At 38.4% G+C, this 20,662-nt stretch carries 18 protein-coding genes; 5 read left to right on the forward strand and 13 right to left on the reverse strand.

Annotated elements, in window-relative coordinates:
- Positions 1-44 precede the first annotated feature (44 nt).
- The 3 genes from nagX to RI845_RS03915 all read left to right on the forward strand — a co-directional run bounded on the left by nagX (position 45) and on the right by RI845_RS03915 (position 5,783).
- Complete coding sequence (gene nagX, locus RI845_RS03905; RefSeq protein WP_348388446.1) at positions 45-1,187, forward strand: transmembrane glucosamine N-acetyltransferase NagX; 1,143 nt, start codon at positions 45-47, stop codon at positions 1,185-1,187.
- Positions 1,188-1,446: 259 nt separating this feature from the next.
- Positions 1,447-2,631, forward strand: a complete 1,185-nt coding sequence (locus RI845_RS03910; RefSeq protein ID WP_348388447.1) for an efflux RND transporter periplasmic adaptor subunit — start codon at positions 1,447-1,449, stop codon at positions 2,629-2,631.
- Positions 2,632-2,633: 2 nt separating this feature from the next.
- Positions 2,634-5,783 carry an efflux RND transporter permease subunit gene (locus RI845_RS03915; RefSeq protein ID WP_348388448.1) on the forward strand — a complete coding sequence of 1,050 codons (3,150 nt, stop codon included), beginning with the start codon at positions 2,634-2,636 and terminating at the stop codon, positions 5,781-5,783.
- A 65-nt stretch (positions 5,784-5,848) separates the two neighbouring features.
- Here RI845_RS03915 and folA read toward each other — a convergent pair whose 3' ends face one another.
- The 4 genes from folA to rplU all read right to left on the reverse strand — a co-directional run bounded on the left by folA (position 5,849) and on the right by rplU (position 8,496).
- Positions 5,849-6,340, reverse strand: coding sequence for a type 3 dihydrofolate reductase (gene folA / locus RI845_RS03920; RefSeq protein ID WP_348388449.1), 492 nt, complete (start codon positions 6,338-6,340; stop codon positions 5,849-5,851).
- A gap of 211 nt (positions 6,341-6,551) precedes the next feature.
- Entirely contained in the window at positions 6,552-7,721 is a 1,170-nt protein-coding gene (cgtA, locus tag RI845_RS03925; protein WP_348388450.1) for an Obg family GTPase CgtA, read from the reverse strand.
- A 190-nt stretch (positions 7,722-7,911) separates the two neighbouring features.
- Positions 7,912-8,169: a 50S ribosomal protein L27 gene (rpmA, locus tag RI845_RS03930; RefSeq protein ID WP_348388451.1), complete on the reverse strand. Its 258-nt coding sequence runs from the start codon at positions 8,167-8,169 to the stop codon at positions 7,912-7,914.
- Between the two features lie 15 nt (positions 8,170-8,184).
- Positions 8,185-8,496 (reverse strand): 50S ribosomal protein L21, encoded by a 312-nt coding sequence (gene rplU, locus RI845_RS03935; protein WP_033076088.1) that lies wholly within the window; start codon positions 8,494-8,496, stop codon positions 8,185-8,187.
- A 309-nt stretch (positions 8,497-8,805) separates the two neighbouring features.
- On the opposite strand from rplU, the gene ispB reads away from it, so the two are divergent.
- The gene (gene ispB, locus RI845_RS03940) at positions 8,806-9,777 is read left to right on the forward strand and encodes an octaprenyl diphosphate synthase (RefSeq protein ID WP_348388452.1); all 972 of its coding nucleotides are present in this window, start codon (positions 8,806-8,808) and stop codon (positions 9,775-9,777) included.
- Here the strand turns inward: ispB and RI845_RS03945 are convergent.
- Both RI845_RS03945 and mdh read right to left on the reverse strand, forming a co-directional pair.
- On the reverse strand, positions 9,774-10,472 hold the full coding sequence (locus RI845_RS03945) for an SGNH/GDSL hydrolase family protein (RefSeq protein WP_348388453.1): 699 nt from the start codon (positions 10,470-10,472) through the stop codon (positions 9,774-9,776). The two genes, ispB and RI845_RS03945, sit on opposite strands and share 4 nt — an antisense overlap.
- Before the next feature lie 351 nt (positions 10,473-10,823).
- Positions 10,824-11,756, reverse strand: a complete 933-nt coding sequence (gene mdh, locus RI845_RS03950; RefSeq protein WP_348388454.1) for a malate dehydrogenase — start codon at positions 11,754-11,756, stop codon at positions 10,824-10,826.
- Positions 11,757-11,978: 222 nt separating this feature from the next.
- Here mdh and argR point away from each other — a divergent pair, with 222 nt between their 5' ends.
- The gene (gene argR / locus RI845_RS03955) at positions 11,979-12,449 is read left to right on the forward strand and encodes a transcriptional regulator ArgR (protein WP_348388455.1); all 471 of its coding nucleotides are present in this window, start codon (positions 11,979-11,981) and stop codon (positions 12,447-12,449) included.
- 90 nt (positions 12,450-12,539) lie between these two features.
- On the opposite strand, the gene RI845_RS03960 is transcribed toward argR, so the two are convergent.
- The 7 genes from RI845_RS03960 to lptD form a co-directional block, all read right to left on the reverse strand.
- Positions 12,540-13,469, reverse strand: coding sequence for a Dyp-type peroxidase (locus RI845_RS03960; protein WP_348388456.1), 930 nt, complete (start codon positions 13,467-13,469; stop codon positions 12,540-12,542).
- 112 nt (positions 13,470-13,581) lie between these two features.
- Positions 13,582-14,394, reverse strand: coding sequence for a symmetrical bis(5'-nucleosyl)-tetraphosphatase (locus tag RI845_RS03965; protein WP_348388457.1), 813 nt, complete (start codon positions 14,392-14,394; stop codon positions 13,582-13,584).
- 2 nt (positions 14,395-14,396) lie between these two features.
- A complete protein-coding gene (gene apaG, locus RI845_RS03970; RefSeq protein ID WP_348388458.1) occupies positions 14,397-14,789 on the reverse strand; it encodes a Co2+/Mg2+ efflux protein ApaG in 393 nt (130 codons plus the stop codon).
- Between the two features lie 22 nt (positions 14,790-14,811).
- The gene (rsmA, locus tag RI845_RS03975) at positions 14,812-15,621 is read right to left on the reverse strand and encodes a 16S rRNA (adenine(1518)-N(6)/adenine(1519)-N(6))-dimethyltransferase RsmA (RefSeq protein WP_348388459.1); all 810 of its coding nucleotides are present in this window, start codon (positions 15,619-15,621) and stop codon (positions 14,812-14,814) included.
- Entirely contained in the window at positions 15,618-16,601 is a 984-nt protein-coding gene (pdxA, locus tag RI845_RS03980) for a 4-hydroxythreonine-4-phosphate dehydrogenase PdxA (RefSeq protein WP_348388460.1), read from the reverse strand. The genes rsmA and pdxA overlap by 4 nt, the downstream gene beginning before the upstream one ends.
- A gap of 2 nt (positions 16,602-16,603) precedes the next feature.
- Entirely contained in the window at positions 16,604-17,914 is a 1,311-nt protein-coding gene (gene surA, locus RI845_RS03985; RefSeq protein ID WP_348388461.1) for a peptidylprolyl isomerase SurA, read from the reverse strand.
- Between the two features lie 99 nt (positions 17,915-18,013).
- Entirely contained in the window at positions 18,014-20,296 is a 2,283-nt protein-coding gene (gene lptD, locus RI845_RS03990) for an LPS assembly protein LptD (protein ID WP_348388462.1), read from the reverse strand.
- Between the last annotated feature and the right edge of the window lie 366 nt (positions 20,297-20,662).

Genomic DNA, 20,662 nt, shown 5'->3' on the forward strand with positions numbered 1-20,662 from the left:
TTAGTATAGATTATATTGTCCCATTGAAGTCAAAGATTGCTTAAATGTCTAATATTGAAACCGAAATAAAAACAAAAAAAACTAAACGCTTACTGTCAATAGATGCTCTTAGGGGCTTTGACATGTTCTGGATCCTGGGAGCGGAAGGACTATTTTCAGCATTATTTATAATTACCGGTCTATCATTTTTTAATTTAGCCGCTAATGAAATGCTGCATTCAGCTTGGCATGGATTTACATTTTACGATTTAATTTTCCCATTATTTATTTTACTTTCGGGCGTGAGCCTTGGTCTTGCAGCAAAACCAATAGCTGGATTATCTAAGCAGCAAAAAAATGAAAAATATCGCCATGCAATAAAACGCTTAGTGTTACTAATCGTATTAGGTGTGCTTTATAACCATGGTTGGGGCACTGGTATTCCTGCAGACTTTGGCGAGATAAGATACGTAAGTGTACTCGGACGCATTGGTTTGGCGTGGTTTGTTGCTGCTATGCTGGTTTGGCACTTTAAAACAAAAACTCAACTTTATATTACCGCCGCTATATTTGTTGGCTACTGGATAATTTTATCATTTGTTAGTATTGGTGATTTTGGTGGCAGTAATCTAGGCCCTGAACTTTCTATTAATGCCTGGGTTGATCAAACGATGTTACCGGGTATTCGTTATCAAAACTTAGCGGTTGACCCTGAAGGTTTATTGTCAAATTTAGGCTCGATATTAAATTGTTTAGTTGGTGTTTTTATCGGCCGATTAATGAGTAAACAGAAACAAGTTGCTAATGTCTTGCTACGTAATTTACTCATTATTGGTGTAGTTTCATTAAGCGCGGGTTGGTTATTAAACTCGTTTTTACCGGTAAACAAAACATTGTGGACACCAACGTTCGTATTAGTGACTTGTGGTTGGAGTACATTGTTTTTAGCGCTGTTTTATTGGTTGATTGATATGCAAAACTGGCAAACATGGGCCAAGCCTTTTGCTATTATTGGGATGAATTCAATCATAATTTACCTTGGTACATCGTTAATGAATTGGCAATATCTAGTGAACAGCTTTTTTGGCGGAATATTGTCTCCCCTTAGTGAAGGCTGGCAAGCATTGTGGACTATTGTGTTTTTATTGTTACTACAATGGCTATTACTGGCCTGGATGTATCGCCATAAGATATTTATTAAAGTCTGATCATTTGAGCTTTACCATCAAATAAAGAAGGCCCGTTAACATCGTTAATGGGCCTTTTAAATTCAAGGGGTTATCAACTTTAGAGTCGTGAAAAATGTCTTAAACTGTGTACCTGTTGAGATAAGTTACTTTGAAAAATATCGTTAGTTTTGTACAAATATATTATTTGTAATACCTCGTAACATTTTGCTTGATTACATTTTTTTACAATTTGCGTAAAATACGCGGCAAATAAGTAAAATTACTAAGGTGAGCAGTTGTGGCCACGAAAAAACAAATAATCATTCCAATCATAGTCTTAATCGCTGGTGTTGGTGCAATGATGTTTTTCTCTTCGATGAAGAAACCGCCTGAAGAGAAAAAGGACGTTGATTTAACACCAATTGTTTCAGTACAAGAAGTCGATGTTATGCCAATTAACTTGGATGTGACTTCTTACGGTGTAGTGCAACCAAAGTACGAAACAGAAATGGTTGCGCAAGTAAGTGGGCAAATATTGTCATTGTCAGACGATTTCGTCCGTGGTGGTTTTATTAAAAAAGGTCAAATACTCGCAACTATTGACCCTAGTGACTATGAAGCTGCGCTTATTGAAGCACAGGCAAATTACGCCTCTGCTATTGCATCGCTTGAGCTGGAGAAAGCTCAAGGTAAAGTTGCTGAACGAGAATGGCAACGAATTAAAGATACATCCCCAACAGAGCTTAGTTTACGTAAGCCTCAACTTGCTCAAGAAATGGCACGAGTCAAAGCCTCTCAAGCTGCGGTAAAACGCGCAAAAAGAAATTTAGAACGAACTAAAATTATCTCTCCATATGATGCAATGATAGCTAGCCGAGAAATTGGCTTAGGCTCATTTGTTGGTGTGGGTAGTAAATTAGGAAAACTTCTTAATGTTTCGGTTGCGAAGGTAAGATTGCCTGTTGCAGATAATCAATTGCAGTTTTTATTGGCAAGTGGTGAGCAAGCTAAAGTTATATTGAGCAGTGATTACTCCGGTAAAAAGCAGCAATGGCATGCAACAATAGCGCGCTCAGAAGGGGTTATCGATAATAGCTCAAGAATGAATTATCTGGTTGCAGAAATTCAAGACCCTTACGGTTTAAAAAATGGTACTACGCCAATTCGCTATGGTACTTATGTAAATGCTCATATTGCCGGTATTAATATGGAATCAGCAGTGCTAGTACCAAGACATTTAGTTATCGCCAATCAAGTTGCAGTGTTAGACGAAGAATTTAAGTTGCGCTATAAAACGGTTTCTATTGTACGCCAACAAGGTGACAAAGTAGTTGTTTCAGCAGGGCTTGAGCAAGGCGAACTGTTGATCACTTCAGCATTAGATTTTCCTGTATCAGGGATGAAACTTGCTTTGATTGATGCAGATGGTCAAGACGATGACGCAGAAAATGCCGAGACGCAATTAGCGCAAAAAGGTCAATAAACATGATTGATACAAATAAAGGAATTATTTCTTGGTTTGCGCGTAATCCAGTAGCTGCCAACTTACTGATGATCATCATTATTATTGGTGGCTTATTAACTATGGGGACTATTCGTAAGCAGTTCTTTCCCCAAGTTGAAATCAATTGGCTAGAGTATCGAGCCTTATACCCTGGTGCTGCTCCGCAAGAAGTAGAAGAGGGCATAACCATAAAAGTTGAAGAAGCGCTTGAATCTATACAAGGTTTAGAGCGAATGATCACTTATTCAAACCGTAATGTTTCTTACGGTTGGTTCCGAGTTAGTGAAACGTATGATCCACAAATTGTACTCGAAGAAGTAAAGTCACAAATTGATTCTATTTCGTCATTTCCTGCAGGTATGGAAAGGCCCACCGTTGAACGGATTAAACTGCGCCAAGAAGTGCAGTACATAAGTTTGTATGGAGATATGAGTCAAAAGCAATTGAAAGCGTTTGGTCGTAAAATACATGATGAAATCCAACAGTTGCCTTTAATTAATGTATCTGAATTTCACAGTGGTCTGAATTATGAAATCGGCATTGAAGTAAGTAAAGACAAACTTAGGGAATATAAGCTCTCATTTTCTCAAGTTGCAGAGGCCGTGCGCAACTGGTCACGTAATATGTCCGCAGGACAAATACGTGCTGAAAATGGCTATATAAATTTACGAGTAGAAAACCAGGCTTATATTGGGCATGAGTTTGAGAACCTACCTTTAATTACCCGTGCAGATGGCTCTACTATCTTGCTTGGCGAAGTGGCGAAAATTTCCGATGATTTTGAACAAGGTATTCAATATTCCAAGTTTAATGGCAAAAATTCAGTAACGTTTTTCATTGGTGCAGCCAACGATCAAAGTATTACTGATGTCGCTAAAGTTATTAATCGATACATTGATAACAAACAGGAACAATTACCAGATGGCGTTCACTTGGAAACTTGGGTCGATATGACAGAGTACCTTGAAGGCCGACTCGATTTAATGTTTAACAACCTTATTGGTGGCGGTATTTTAGTATTCTTAATGTTGGCAACTTTCTTAAGAGTTCGACTTGCGTTTTGGGTAATGATGGGGCTACCGGTGTGTTTCTTAGGTACGTTACTGTTTATGCCAACAGGCATGATTGATGTCACAGTTAACGTTATCAGTTTATTCGCTTTTATTCTTGTCCTCGGTATAGTCGTCGATGATGCCATAGTGATGGGAGAAAGTGCCCATAGTGAGGTCGAAGCTAAGGGGCACAGTTTAGATAATGTGATACGTGGAGTAAAACGGGTTGCCATGCCTGCCACGTTCGGTGTTTTAACAACGATTGCTGCTTTTTTACCATTCTTATTTGATGATGGTCCAACGTCAGCGTTTGGTAAAGCAATTGGTTTTGTGGTTGTACTGTGTCTTTTATTTTCGTTAGTTGAATCTAAATTAATTCTGCCTGCCCATTTAGCTCGTATGAAACCGAAAGTATTTAATCCCAAAAATCCGCTTGATAGATTAAGAGCGTTTATTGATCGTAATTTACGAGCATTTATCGAAAATAAATATCGACCATTTCTACGCAAAGCAGTGAAATATCGTTATGTAGTTGTGTGTACATTTATCGCGTTTATGTTGATTTGTGCAGGCTTATTCCAAGGCGGTTTAGTACGATTTATTGGTCAACCGAAAATACCTCATGATTTCCCAAGAATTCAATTAGAAATGAATTTAGATTCATCTGAGCAAGCAACATTATCGGCAATTCAAGCAATTAAAAAATCATTGTTTGAGGTTGATGCTCAAATTGAAGAAGAATTTGGCACCAAAATGATTTCTGATATGCAGGTTGATTTAAGACGAAGAACGTCTGCCCGCATCATGGTGAAATTAGTTGACCCTGAATTACGTCCTATGAATACGTTTGAGCTTGCTGATCGTTGGCGCGCCAATATGCCATTAATTGCTGGCGTTAAAAGTTTAAATACTCAAGATAATTTATTTGGTAATGACAGGGACGATGGTGACATTAGTTTCCGCCTCGAAGGGAATGATGAAGATCAGCTTATTCAAGCGTCAAGGGAGTTAACGGCTAAGCTTAATTCTTTGTTAGGGGTTAGCGATGTAAACAACTCTCGAATGAATTCAGCTCGAGAAGTACAGTTTAAACTTAAGCCACTAGCCTACTCTATGGGGCTTACATTAAGAGATGTAGCTTCACAAGTTAGCTATAGTTTTTATGGCCTTGAGGCACAGCGTATACTACGTGATGGTGAAGAAGTTAAAGTGATGGTGCGCTATCCAATAGAAGATCGCAGCTCGATTGGGCATGTGGAAGATGTTCTTATACAAGCTGCCAATGGTGCTGAAATTCCATTATCTGAAGTTGCTGACATTATGGTAACGGACGGCGTAACTCAGATTCGCCGAGAAAATGGTAACCGAACTATTAACGTATGGGCTAATGTGGACGCAGAACAAGCGCAACCATTTGAAATAGCCAAAGACATTCGTGAAAACTTTATGCCTAACTTACTTAAAAAGTACCCTATGGTGAAAAGTGAAGTGGCGGGAAGAATTCAGGAAGAGATTGATAGCCAGAATACCCAAATGCGTGACTTTATCATCTCGTTGTTGATTATTTATAGCTTACTTGCCGTGCCATTAAAGTCTTACAGTCAACCGGTAATTATTATGTCGGTGATCCCGTTTGGTGTTATTGGCTCTGTGCTTGGTCATATGATCATGGGTATAGACTTAAGCGCCTTATCGATATTGGGAATTATTGCAGCTGCTGGGGTAGTGGTAAATGACTCTCTGGTGATGATTGATTATATTAACAATGCGAAAAAAGCAGGTATTAAAGCTACGATTGCCGTAGTGGATGCAGGGTGTAGTCGTTTTAGAGCGATTTTACTTACCTCGTTAACCACGTTTATTGGCTTAGTACCAATTATGATGGAAACCAGCATGCAAGCGAAAATGGTGATTCCAATGGCTGTTTCGTTAGGCTACGGTGTATTATTTGCCACAGTGGTAACGCTATTGTTGATACCTTGTTTGTACATTGTGGTTACGGATATCAAAGGCTTGTTTAAAAGGAAGAAATCGAGCCAAGCTGTTGAGCCAGTGTTAACCCACGAGGTGGAAGCATAAAGTATTAAATTACTGTAATAAAAAAGGGGCGTAAGCCCCTTTTTTTTATGTACAAGAATTAAAAACTAAATTCGTTCATACACTTTAAAGTTGTAGTTATGCGGGTTTTTATCATCAGCATTGTGAGCATCTTCTTTAACGCATTGCCAGTCATTATTGACGTTATAATCTGGAAATAGGGTATCACCATCTACAGTTAGGTCAATTTCGGTAATATAAAGGCGCTGGGCTGCTTTTAAGCAGTGTTCGTAAATACTGCCACCACCTATCACCATTATCTCTTCTACGTCCGTCACAAGGGCTAAAGCAGCATCTACAGATGTTACTGTTTCAATACCATCTGCCTGATAACTTTCATCGCGGCTAATAACAATATTCCGTCGACCAGGTAATGGAAAACCTATTGATTCAAAGGTTTTTCGTCCCATAATCACCGGCTTTTTTAAGGTTGTTTGTTTGAAGTACTTTAAATCGGCAGGCATGTGCCAAGGCATTTGATTATCTTTACCAATAACACGGCCATTCGCGTGGGCAACAATCATAGATAATGTGGTCATGAAAAAACTCTTACTGAAGTATATTTTTTGATGGCGCTAGAATATCAAACATTTCAGCAAAAAACACTGAAAAGGCAGCTTGCTTGGCGTGGATAAACAGCCTGTGCATTTCAAAATCCTAATGCTGCACTATAATATTGAGTTTTACTCTCGCTGAAACGAAAAAGGCCAGACATAATATCTGGCCTTTGTATGCAAAAAGAGTGAACCGTTACTTACGATACTCTACTTCAACATCATAATCATCTTCATCCCAATCTTCGTCATCAAGATCATCAGATAAATCACCAAAGCCAGCAATGGTTTCTTCGTGGTATGTATCCCACTTGAACTCAACATCTTCAGCTGGTACTTCTTCTTCGACAACCTCTTCAGGAAGCTCTTCAATAAAGGTCATTACTTTGTTGGTTAATTCGCTAGTACCTTCACGATTGAATGCTGAAATGCTATGCACTTCACCTTGCCAATCCAGTGCATCGATTACGCGCTGCATAACTTCTTCAGCTTCATCTTCCAATAATAAATCAAGTTTATTAAACACTAACCAACGTGGCTTACCGGCTAATTTTTCAGAGTACTGGTCAAGCTCACGAACAATAGTTAATGCATTTTCAGCAGGATCAGATTGATCGCTAGGCAATACGTCAACTAAATGAATGAGAATACGACAACGTTCTAGATGCTTAAGGAATTGAATGCCCAGACCTGCGCCATCCGCTGCTCCAGAGATAAGACCAGGAATATCTGCAATAACAAAACTGCGCTGTGAATTTAAACGCACAACACCTAAGTTTGGTACTAAGGTTGTAAACGGGTAATCTGCAACTTTCGGTTTTGCCGCAGAAACACTACGTATAAGGGTAGACTTACCTGCATTTGGCAGGCCTAATAAACCAACATCTGCAAGAAGCAATAGCTCAAGTTTTAAATTGCGAATTTCACCAGCAGTACCTAAACTTTTTTGTCTTGGTGCACGGTTCGTACTACTTTTAAAACGAGTATTACCCAAACCATGCCAACCGCCTTTAGCAACCATAAGTTTTTGCTTATGCTTGGTTAAGTCGCCAATTTGTTCACCAGTATCTTCATCAATAACGCGGGTACCAACAGGAACCTTAAGTACGCAATCTACACCGCCTTTACCTGTACAGTTACGGCCTTTACCATTTTCGCCACGCTGGGCATTATGGAAACGTTCGAATCGGTAATCGATTAGAGTATTTAAGTTTTCATCGGCAACTAGGAATACGTCACCACCATCGCCGCCATCGCCGCCATCTGGTCCACCGTACTCAATGTATTTTTCACGACGGAAACTTACACATCCGCTACCACCGTCTCCAGCTTCTACGCGAATTTCAACTTCATCTACAAATTTCATTAGCTTTAATTAAGCTCCAAACATAAATGTATGTATTCATTATAACCAGTGATTAAAAAAACCACTAATTTGAAATGGTTGCCTTTCATAACCAAACTTACTTTCTAAAAATGAAATTATAGCGTTTGATTCTTTAAGCAAAAAAAAACTCGCTAAATAGCGAGTTTTTATATTCGTTATCGCTTACTGATTATTCAGCAATGATTGATACGAACTTGCGGTTTTGAGGACCTTTAACATCAAACTGAACTTTACCGTCAGTTAATGCAAATAAAGTGTGGTCTTTACCAATACCCATGTTTGTACCAGCGTGGAATCTAGTACCACGTTGACGAACGATTATGTTACCCGCTAAAACTGACTCGCCACCAAAGCGTTTAACACCTAAGCGTTTCGCTTCTGAATCACGACCGTTACGAGTACTACCTGCTGCCTTCTTATGTGCCATCGTTAATTACTCCTATTAACCGTTGATACCAGTAATCTTCACTTCAGTAAACCACTGACGGTGGCCTTGCTGCTTGCGTGAATGCTTACGACGTTTAAATTTAACGATTTTAACTTTATCGCCACGACCTTGGCTTACAACTTCCGCTGTAACTTTGCCACCAGCAACGTAAGGTGCGCCTACGTTGATGTCGTCGCCATTAGCAACCATTAAAACATTTTCGAATTCTACTGTTGAACCAATTTCTAGTTCTAGTTTCTCTAAGCGAACAGTTTGACCTTCGCTTACACGGTGTTGTTTACCACCGCTTTGGAATACAGCGTACATTTGCTACTCCGTACTGCGCCATTAATAGTGACGCACAAATTAAAATAATAGGTCGCGGATTCTACGCGAAGATTTAGGGCTTAGCAAGCCTAATTAGCAAATTTACTGTAATTTTTTATGAAAAATAAATTACAAAAAGTTACCTTTGCTTTTTCTTAAGCCAAAGCAGGGTGGGTAAGGGGTTTAATTGCAGTCTATTTAAGCTTATTTTGCTGTTATTTTGTATAGATAACTTTGTTATTAGGTAAAATAGTGTAAAATCATCGCCTATATAAAAATACCTAAACAATCATTATAAACCAGTAGACTATGAACATTAATCAAATCCAAGAACTTGCCAGCTCTGACATGAGTGCGGTAAATACCCTTATATATTCGCAACTAGAATCTGACGTTGTTCTGATTAATCAACTTGGTATGTATATAGTCAACTCTGGTGGTAAACGTATTCGTCCTCTATTAACTGTATTGGCAGCTCGTGCTATGGGTTATCAAGGCGATAAACATATTTGTTTAGCTGCCATAATTGAATTTATTCATACTGCCACATTGTTGCATGATGATGTGGTTGATGAATCATCAATGCGCCGTGGTAAAGAAACAGCTAATGAGCTATTTGGTAATAGTGCCAGTGTATTGGTAGGTGACTTTCTTTATACACGTTCGTTTCAAATGATGGTCACATTAGATGATATGAGTATTATGAAAGTGCTTTCTAATGCAACTAACGTTATCGCTGAAGGTGAAGTACTGCAATTAATGAACTGTAATGACCCTGACACTACGGTAGAAAGCTACAGACAGGTGATTTATTGCAAGACAGCCAAATTATTTGAAGCTGCTACTCGTCTGGCTGCTGTTGTAACGGAGCAAACAGATGACATGGTTAAAGCCATGACTGCTTATGGAATGCATTTAGGTACAGCGTTTCAACTCATTGATGATTTACTTGATTACACCGCCGATGCTCAAGAAATGGGTAAGAATGTTGGTGATGATTTATCTGAAGGAAAGCCAACCTTACCACTATTGCACGCTATGCATAACGGTAATGAAGCTCAGCGTGTAATGATTCGTGAAGCGATTGAGACGGGTAATGGCATGGAAAACCTTAATGAGATCTTAACTGCCATGCAAGAAACAGGTGCGTTAGAGTTAACCCAACAAATGGCCGAAGAAGAAGCTGAAAAGGCTATTGCGGCCCTTAATCTTCTTGATGACTCTGCATATAAACAAGCGCTTGTTTCACTCGCACATTTATCTGTGGATAGAAACGCCTAATAAACTTGCTCTTGGATGAGCTTAGCCGCTTGTTGGCCCCATATTTGATATAACCTTGCGCTAGGGTGGAAACCATCGATGGCAAGCATGTCGTCGACTTTTCCTACGTTAATTTGCAGATATTGGCATACCCCTTTACAGCTTTGTTTTAAAAGTTGGTCGAATTCTTCGGCGCGTGTGCCAACAAACCAACGTAGCGGTTGTGGTAATACCTGTATTTTTCCCATGGGTGGAAGTGAACTTAACAGTAACAGTCTGGGGTTAAACTTTCTTAGTAATTTCTGCCTTAGTTGCAACTGATTATTAAGCCATGTTTTGGCGCTAATTCCTGACGTGACGTCATTCACCCCCAATGAAGTAACAATCACATCAATTTTCTGTGACTTTAAATCATCAATGGCTTTAATTGTATCTGCTGTTGTTGCGCCAGTGCTAGCGTGTAGCTGCCAATTAACTCTATGGCGGTGTTGTAAGTTGTTAATTAAATTGCCAAGTAATGCATTACGTTGATGGTTAACACCTACTCCTGCAGCCGCAGAGTCGCCAATGATTAATAAGTTTAGCTGTGCTCCAGCGCCGTTTATGCCCTCTCTTAATCCCTGTGGCTCTGGAAGCTCAGGTACAGTTTTTCGGACTTTAATTCCTTGCAAGTAAATTAGAGGCATTAATGAAAAGCCTAATAGTTTATTAAGCATAAAAGAAAACTGGAAAGTGATAGATACTTTTAGTGTAGAACAAACTTTTTTAGTTTGTGTATTAAATTTGATGCTGAGACTTTTTATTGCAGGGATTTACAAACTTAATACCATCCTTGGCAATTCTAAGTTATTTCTTCCCTGAGATTTACAAACTTAATGCCATCCTTGGCAGTTTGCATTCCATCATCCGTGAAGTACAGAATTTAAGCCATCCTTGGCAATTCTAAGTTATTTCTTCCCTGAGATTTACAAACTTAATGCCATCCTTGGCAGTTTGCATTCCATCATCCGTGAAGTAAAAAAAACCGGTCAATTGACCGGTTTTTAAGATGCTTTATCAACTTAAATTTAAGCGATAAAATCAACACCTTCTTGAATGTCAGCGTTTAACGTTGCTAACATTTCATTTTTTGCATTTTCTTCGTATGCACTTAACGCGCCGTAAGGTAAGTATTCTTCAACACCATTTTTACCTAAACGTACAGGTTGAGCGAAATATGCAGCATCGCCAGTGTTACCTTCAACGTATGCGTAATCGATAACGTCTTCACCTTGTAAGCCTTTAACTAAAGACATACAAAAACGAGCAGCAGCAGCACCCATAGATAATGTAGCAGAACCGCCACCAGCTTTCGCATTTACTACTTCAGTACCCGCATTTTGGATACGTGGAGTTAATGCATCAATCTCTTCTTGAGAAAACTCAACACCTTCAACTTGTGAAAGAAGAGGTAAAATAGTTGTACCAGAGTGGCCACCAATTACTGGAACTTTAACGTCTGATGTTGATAAGCCTTTAAGCTCAGCAATAAATGTTTCACTACGGATAACATCAAGAGTAGTTACACCAAATACGCGGTTAGCTTCGTAAGTACCTGCTTTTTTGAATACTTCAGCAACAATTGGCACAGTACCATTAACTGGGTTAGTAATAACGCCAACTAGTGCTTTAGGACAGTTAGCAACAATGCCTTCTGCTAAAGTTTTGATGATACCAGCGTTAACAGCAAATAAATCTGCACGGTCCATACCTGGCTTACGAGGCATGCCAGCAGGAATGATAACAATGTCACAACCTGTTAATGCATCAGCCAATGAATCAGCGCCGTAACCTTTAACCGTCACATCGGTAGGGATGTGTGAAAGATCGACAGCAACACCTGGTACTACAGGTGCAACGTCATATAAAGATAACTCAGAACCTGCTGGTAATTGAGTTTTTAATAGTAATGATAATGCTTGACCGATACCACCGGCAGCACCTAAAACGGCAACTTTCATTGAATCTCTCCAAATAATATTTGTATAGTGAAGTAACTACCGTTCGTTTAGTTGAGTAATTACTTTATTTTTTAATGCCACAGAAGATACCCAATTGCGCCTTAAATTACAAACTATTTTGTCATATCTGTACAAAGGCTGATATGATACTTTAGTTTAGATATTCTCTATGTGTAAGATAATCTTAACAAAGACCATTTTTTCAGAGTAAAAGACAAGAATATGAGCTCACAACAAAAACAAGAAGCATTAGTTAATGCATTTAAAGAACTGTTAAAACAAGAACAATTTGGCTCTCAAGGTGACATCGTTGACGCATTAAAAAGCGAAGGCTTTGATAATATTAGCCAATCAAAAGTATCACGTATGCTTAGTAAGTTTGGTGCGGTAAGAACACGTAACGCCAGACAAGAAATGGTTTATTGTTTGCCCGCTGAATTAGGTGTGCCGACTGCCAAAAGTCCTCTGAAGCAGCTTGTATTGGATATTGAAAGTAATGATGTAATGATCATTGTTCGTACCAGTCCTGGAGCTGCACAATTGATTGCACGTTTACTTGATTCATTGAGTAAGGCTGATGGCGTATTAGGTACCATAGCTGGTGATGATACTATATTTATCGCACCAACTGCTGTAGGTGATATTGAAGAAACGAAAGAGAAGCTTAATCTGTTGTTTCAAAAAATGTATTAATGCATAGAAACGAGAAGTTTCAGGTTTCTATAAATAGAAAAAGGCGCATTGCGCCTTTTTTGTTATGTCGGATTCAGTGCACTAAACTTTTTAGTCTTCTTTAGCAATTTTCGTGATTAGATCTAACGATGGGGCAAAAAATGCAGCACCTGTTTCAGCCTGAGTGTATTTCAGCAAATGATCGAAGTTACCATGGCCGTCACCTTCAATCATACTTTTTAACTGTAGCTCAAAATTTACAGGTGTGTGGCAGTAAGCAACAAAAAACAACCCCTGAATTTTCATGTGACCATATGGCATACTTTGCCTAACAATTTCTAAAGAGTTACCTTCTTTATCTTTTAAGTTTGTACGCTTAATATGAGCAGTATGTGGCTTATCCTCAGAGGCATATTCGATGTCATCGCGTTTGGTTCTACCGATAATGTCTTCTTGTTGTTTTTCTTCAAGTGTTTGCCATAAGCTCATATTGTGGCGATAACGCTGTATGTGCAGATAACTACCTTTGCAAAATTCGCTTTGATCTTGTTCTTTAACTAAGGCAACTTCGCGTTTATGCATGCCTTTAGGGTTTTCACTACCATCGACAAAACCAGTCAAGTCTCTGCCGTCTAAATATCGAAAGCCTTTTACTTGCTCAACAAGCTCAACACCATCATTTAATAAATCACATACTTTGGTACTAACTACGTGATTTACATCTGCCCGGTCGCTGCGGATCTCTATAAATAAGTCATAATTTGTTGCCGGTGCAAACCTGTCTTCAACTTGCATATGAGCAAAGGGCTTTAAGCCATTCGGTCTTGCTTGTGGGTAATACTCATCCCAATAACTTGCACCAATAGCGATGACTGCATTTAAGTTTGATTCTGAAAATTGATCGGCGTAATCATCAAAAAGCTCAGGTAGGGCCGCGAGTGCTTTACGTATAAATTTGTTTTTATTATCTAATACATTAAACATTAAATAATAACTGTGTAAATTTGGCTCGGCACAAATGCCAAATTGTTCTCTAGCCATAAACATTCTCAAATCATAAATTTAATTTAAGTATATGAGTTTATTTATGTTTAACAAAGAAAAATATTGATAGTTTAGAAACTAGCAAGGATACACGAGAAGTGTCGTCGGTTTAACGTTGTGCAGGAACCGAAAATAATTTTTTATCATGCCAACGTAGCATAGTTAATTCTCCACCCCAAACACAGCCAGTATCAAGAGCGTATACATTAGAGTTACCTACTTCACCATTTAAACTTGCCCAATGACCGAATACCCATTGTGTTTTGTCTATAGATTTAGATAAATCAAACCAGGGAGAAAGGTTTGGATCTTGGTTCAATGATGGAGAGTCTTTATGAGTAAACTCTAATGAACCGTCAGAAAAGCAAAAACGCATGCGAGTTAAGGCATTTACACTGAATCTAAACTGTTCTTCTTCAGTGTTAGCATCCTTCCAACTGTTTGGCATACTGCCATACATCAAATTAAGCCAATGCTCACGTTGATTACCTGATATGCGCTGTTGAACAAAGTTTGATTGTGCTAACGCATCCTCAGGCTGCCATTGTGGCGATAAGCCAGCATGACTCATATAGGCGTTTTCATTGGGCAGTTGTTCTACAAGAGGGTACTGTGCAAGCCAGTTCATTAACTCATCTATATCAGGTGAACGAAGTAAGTCATCTAAACGGTCATTTTTTTTAACTTTTTTAATGCCTGCATGAACAGCAAGTAGGTGTAAGTCATGATTACCTAATACAATTTTTGCACTATTGCCTAACGACTTTATCAGTCTTAGTGTTGCTAGCGAGTCTGGACCTCGAGCGACGAGATCACCAGTAAACCAAATTTGATCGGTTTGACGATCAAAATTAATCAACTTCATAAGCTGGCATAATTCAGCATGACATCCTTGAATATCGCCTACCAGGTAGATATTCAAAGTTAGTTAACTATATTAGGAATGGCTAGGCCGAAAACAGGGATGTTGATTTTATGCTTGTTACCCTGCAAATCTTTCATAATATAAAATCCTTCCATAGTGCCTAAAGGAGTTTTTATAATTGAACCACTGGAGTAACGATAGCGTTGACCGCTTTGTAAAATTGGCTGTTGACCTACAACACCATCACCTTCAACAGAGACTTTATTACCATCAGCATCAGTAATAAGCCAGCTACGAGAAATTAGCTGTAGGGTTTTATCACTATTGTTTTCTATGGTGATGGTATAGCTAAAAACAAACCTATCTTGATATTGATCGGATTGCTCTTCAATAAAGTCGACATGTGTCGAAACTTTAACTAATTGTCCCGGTGTTGACTGTTCTGCTTCCATCGCAAATCTCCAGTTATTTTTATTACAACTCTGGTGGATTATCCGTTAAGTAATTCGCAACAGTAATATAGTCGTGCATACTCAAATTTTCAGGTCTTAAACTGGCTTTTATACCTAACGCTTCTAACTGCTCTGCACTGATCAGCTTCTTAAAACTGTTGCGAATGGTTTTACGTCGCATGCTAAATGCTTCTCTGGTTACACGCTCTAACCATTTTACATCTTTAGCTGGATACATAATTTCTTTATGCGGTATTAACCGTACAATTGCACTGTCTACTTTTGGCGGTGGCTGAAATGCTTCAGGGCCAATTTCCATTACCGGTATTACCTGGCAATAGTATTGACACATAATCGACAAGCGACCATAAGTTTTTGAATTGGGCTCTGCAGCCATTCTATTCACAACTTCTTTTTGCAGCATAAAATGCATATCTTTAACTTTATCTTTAAAAGTCAGAAGGTGAAATATTAATGGGGTAGAAATATTATAAGGTAAATTACCAAAGATTCTTAAGGCTTGCTCATCTGCAAGAGTAGCAAAATCGAACTTTAATGCATCTGTCTCATGAATGGTTAAATTCTTTGCGATAAAAGGGTGATGACGTAACCTATGCGCAAGATCTCTATCAAGTTCAACGACAGATATATCACCAGCTCTTTCAATCACCGGCTCAGTCAACGCGCCTAAACCTGGGCCTATTTCAACCAGGTTTTCGCCAGAACATGGATTAATTGCATCAACAATACGGCTAATTACTGCATCGTCATGTAAGAAGTTTTGGCCAAAGCGCTTTTTGGCTTGGTGACCTAAATGGCTTTTATTACTCATTGCTGATTTTGTACCAAGTTAATTGCATTATTCATTGCTGCTCTAAAACTTCCTGTATCGGCGTCCAATGAGCCAGCAAGTTCGATAGCAGTACCGTGATCTACAGAAGTCCTTATAAAGGGTAAACCTAAGGTAATATTTACAGAGGAGCCAAATCCTTTGTATTTAAGCACTGGCAAGCCTTGATCATGATACATAGCCAATACTGCATCAGCATCGTCTAGGTATTTTTGTTGAAAGATGGTATCTGCGGCTAACGGGCCAACTAAATTCATTCCTTCTTCACGTAACGATTCAAGGGCTGGGCTAATCACTTCAATTTCTTCTTTACCTAAGTGACCATCTTCGCCGGCATGTGGGTTTAAACCACAAACATAAATTTTTGGTTCTTTTATACCAAATTTTTCTTTTAGATCTTTATGAAGTATACGTGTGATTTTCTGAATTCGCTCGAAAGTTATCGCTTTTGAGACATACTCCAGAGGGATATGTGTTGTCATTAATGACACTCTTAATCCTTCCGTTGCAAGCATCATAACAACATCAATGCAATTTGCTTGTTGAGCAAAATATTCAGTATGACCACTAAAAGGAATACCAGCTTGGTTAATCAATCCTTTATGAACTGGGCCGGTAACTATCGCTTTAAACTCTCCTGACATATTGCCTTCACAGGCAAGCCTTAGAGTTTCAACCACGTAAGCACCATTATTGGCATCTAGCACGCCAGGTTGAGCCGGTTGAGCCAGCCTTACTGGTAGCACTTCTATGGTACCAGCCTTATGCGCCTTTGGTGAGGCGGCAGAGTCATAAATATTAATAGCTAATGGCAAGTTCAACAGTTTTGCTCGTTGCTCCAGTAGCTCTGGATCAGCAATCGCAACAAGCTGCACTGGCCAGTTTTCTTGGGCCAGTTGCACTAAAATGTCTGGACCAACGCCCGCTGGCTCTCCAGGAGTAATGGCAATTTTATTTACCATCACTATTCACCTTCTTCGTCAAAAATCTCAATGTAAGCTTCATCGCGAGTCTCTTTCATCCAGCGGATAACTTCAACACCAAACTTTCGATTGAATAGTAGGTTGTAGGCACGATTTTCGTTATTTTGATCTGTTGCATCTAACGTTCTTCGGCCAGTTAGTTGCACTAAATGCCAGCCAAAAGAGCTACGAAATGGTTTATGATATTCATCTATTTCTAACGTCGCTAATGCATTCTTGAAAGCTGGGTCGTAACTATTTGGATCTGTCCAACCTAAATCTCCACCACGAGAAGCTGATGGACCTTCTGAGTGTTCTTTAGCTAAGGTATCAAAATCTGCTTCACCAGCTTTTATCTGTGCTAAGAAATCTATTAGTATTTTCTCTGCTTTTTCTTCAGATAGAATGATTGATGGTTCAATTAAAATATGACGTGATTTAACTTCACTTACTTCAACAGTTTCTTTACCACGAATATCTAATATTTTAATAATGTTAAAGCCTAAACCGGTACGTATCGGCCCAAAGACTTCACCTTTATTTTGACCGTCAACCAATTCTGCAAATAAGGTTGGCATTTCATTAATACCGCGCCAGCCAATATCACCACCTTCTAATGCACTAGGGGCACCCGAAGAGGCAATCGCTATTTTCTTAAAATCTGAGCCGTTATTTAATAAATCAATAACTTTGTCTGCTCGAGATTTTGCGTCAACCAAATCATCTTGAGTTGGTTCATCTGGAAAGCTGATCAGTATATGGCCGATATTATATTCAACATCAGCGTTTTTTTGTTGTTTCATTAAATCTACAAGGTTTGATATTTCTTGTGGGCTAATGGCAACACGACGACGTACGTTGGCTCTTCTAACTTCGTTAGTGATCATTTCTGTGCGAATGCCTTCACGATAGCTTTCATAGTTGATGCCGTCAGCGACTAATTTTTGCCTAAACTGTTCGGTCGTCATACCGCCATTATCGTTGGCGATTGATGCAATAGCTGTGTCTAACTGTGCATCACCAATTTGTACGCCCATACGTTCGCCCATTTGAATTAATAAACTATCGTTTATTAATTTTTCCATCGCTTGGGTACGAAGAGCCGCATCAGAGGGTAAACTTTGTTTTTCGGCGAGAGCTTGTTTTTTTACATTGTTTACTAGATCGTTTATTTCAGATTCAAGTACGACACCTGAATTTACAACAGCTACTACTCTATCCAGTTCTAATTCTTTTGCATTAACAACAGATGTTGTAATAGCGCTGCTTACTATGCCTGAAATGATAAAGGCAATTTTGATTATTGTTTTCATGGAATAAAATCTACGGTTATTTACTTCGAATTTGTTAAAATTATTAGAATGTTAACTTCTTAAACTTTCTTGAATATTAATTATTAGCCAAACTATGGCTTAGTTACTTAGAAAATACGGGCGTTTATAGCCAAATATGCCTGATTCTAACATATCATCTATAGGAAGTGGTTTTTGATTTCCACCTAATCCTTTAAGAACAAACTGTAGCATAAAACCATTATCAAATTCATCGCGATTTTCATTATTAACATCTTGCTCATCTAAATTGGTATTTATATTACGATAAACGGCAAAACGAACAGCCCAACAACAGCTTTCATATTGAACGCCACCATAGGCTTCAAGTGAACGTTCTCTGAGTAAATCATGCGTAACCCGACCAACAAATTGCCAATCTTTATTGATTGGAAAACTAGACAGAGCTGATGCTTGCTCAATAGGTACACCTGAAACATTTTCAATGTAACGATGACTTAACTGAAAGACATTTCGACTATCTTTACGATAATCTATGCTTACATGGCTTTTATCTGTTCGTTTATTTTTGGTGTCGTATTGTATCTCTGTTTGTAATTGCCATCTTTTGGCAAGCTGAATAAACAAGTCTCCTGCCAAAGCCGATGCATCTTCACGTTCACCATCTTCATTAAAGGTAATATTACTATTATCTAAGTAAAATATACGACCTAAACTCAGGTGAAAAAGTTCCTTGTTTGTTTTATCTAATAACCTGGTTGTTGCGCCGACAGATACTTGATTTGCTTCTGCGATACGATCTAAACCACTAAATCTTCGGTCCCTGAATAACCCGTCAAAATCATCTTGCATGGGCGAAGTATCATAAATAAATATATCGCTCTGATCTTTTTCAGGGATATATAAGTACTGTATTTGTGGTTCAAATGTTTGAGTCATATTATCGACAAAAATAGAAGTGTCGCGATCAAAGTTTAAGCCGGTGTGTATCCTCGCCTTTGGTAACGTACGTTCAGTATCTTCAGCAATATTAAGCCCTGTTAAATTGATCGTATCAACATTATCTTGTTGATAGGCAGTATGCATGACTCTAAAATCAGAATTAATAAACCAACCAGGTTTAGAGTATGGAATTGAAATTCCGGTTTCTACATGTAGTCTGTCAGCCGTAGGCAAATCATCATTAGAAATATCAAAATGAGAATATTCGCTATAAACATTAAAGGTACTATTTAGAAAGCCTAATGGTTGATAAAGGTCAAATTCTATTTGCGGTAAGGTACGGTAACTGGGGTTGTTATCCCCTAATACTTTAAAATCTTGCACTTTAACGGTCGAATGCCAGTTATTACTGAAATATGATAGTTCGCCAATGCGCCATAAATACGCTTCTGATTTGCTGAAATGTTTACTACCAATATCAACTAAATAGTTATCATCACTGATATCACTGTAATCTACAAAAACACGATAATTGTCGGAAAACGTACCTGCATGTTGAAATCTTGCTAAATAACGAGAATCATCGTTATTAATTAATTCTTCATCTTTTTCTAAATACTCAACATCAATTTGACCAAATTGTTGGCCTGATAAATACCTGAATTCTGTGTTTAATTGGGTTCCGCGTTTTGACATGTAATATGGAGTGATTGTGGCATCCATATTTTCGGCAATATTCCAGTAGTAAGGAACGCCAATTTGAGCGCCCTTATTACTTGATGAAGAGATAACTGGATATAAAAAGCCGGTTTTACGTTCATCGGTAAGGGGGAAATTAAAGTAAGGCAGATAAAAAATAGGTACGTCTTTTACTTTAAAAATCGTATTCCAAGCTTCACCTTCATTATCTTCAGTAGATAAATTAATTTCACTTGCTGATATTTGCCAAGCGGGTACAGGCTCAATACACGTTGTAAAGCTTGAGTCTATTAAACTGGCACCTTGCTCGCTTATTTTTAATTCACCAGCTGCGCCTCTTCCGGTTGACTCGTGCAATTGATAACGGGAATTTGTTAATACCATTTTTTTATCTAGAGAACTTGCCTCTAGACCGTCGGCATCAATAGTCATTGAGCTATCTTGAAAACGGGTATTACCGATCGCCGATATTTTACCACTTACTCGATCAACCAGTATTGTGTCAGAGGCTATTTTCTTATCACCAGCGGCTAATTTCACTCCACCAGAGAAACGGGTTGACTGGTTTTTTTCAACATATGATTTTTTTGACTCTATTAATATCGATTGTTCTTCGAGTACCGTTGGATTTTCTAAAGTAATAGGATCTGGAACAGGAATAGGGCACTTAACTATCAATGGTTGAGTGCCATCTTCGGCAGCAATAGCGAAGCTATTTACGCCTAAAAAAATGACAAAAAATAAACTACGGTTGTGTGGCATGCATAGTCCGGTAAATAAATGCTGCTGAGTTCTGTAAATATATTAAGACTAATAGAATTTTTACAGATTTCTAATTATTATTGCAATACAGCGGTATTATACCAATCCGTATTAATCTTTAGTTTAACATAGCTTTAGATAATAATTTTAGTAATAATTCAACAATTTATATTTTAGTTTTTGGGTTAGGGCGTTTTAACCTTTCCCGTTCATTTTTGCAGCCGGGGTTTTGTTATTTTTACAAGACAATTATGGTGACGTGTAGTAGTCTACATAAACTGTAATTAACGCAGTAAAAATGACAAAAAAATGCTGCCCAAAGGGTTCGACTAAACACACCTTGAACTGCGTTGATTGTCATTTACA

Source organism: Thalassotalea nanhaiensis, from assembly GCF_031583575.1.
GTDB classification, from domain to species: domain Bacteria; phylum Pseudomonadota; class Gammaproteobacteria; order Enterobacterales; family Alteromonadaceae; genus Thalassotalea_A; species Thalassotalea_A nanhaiensis.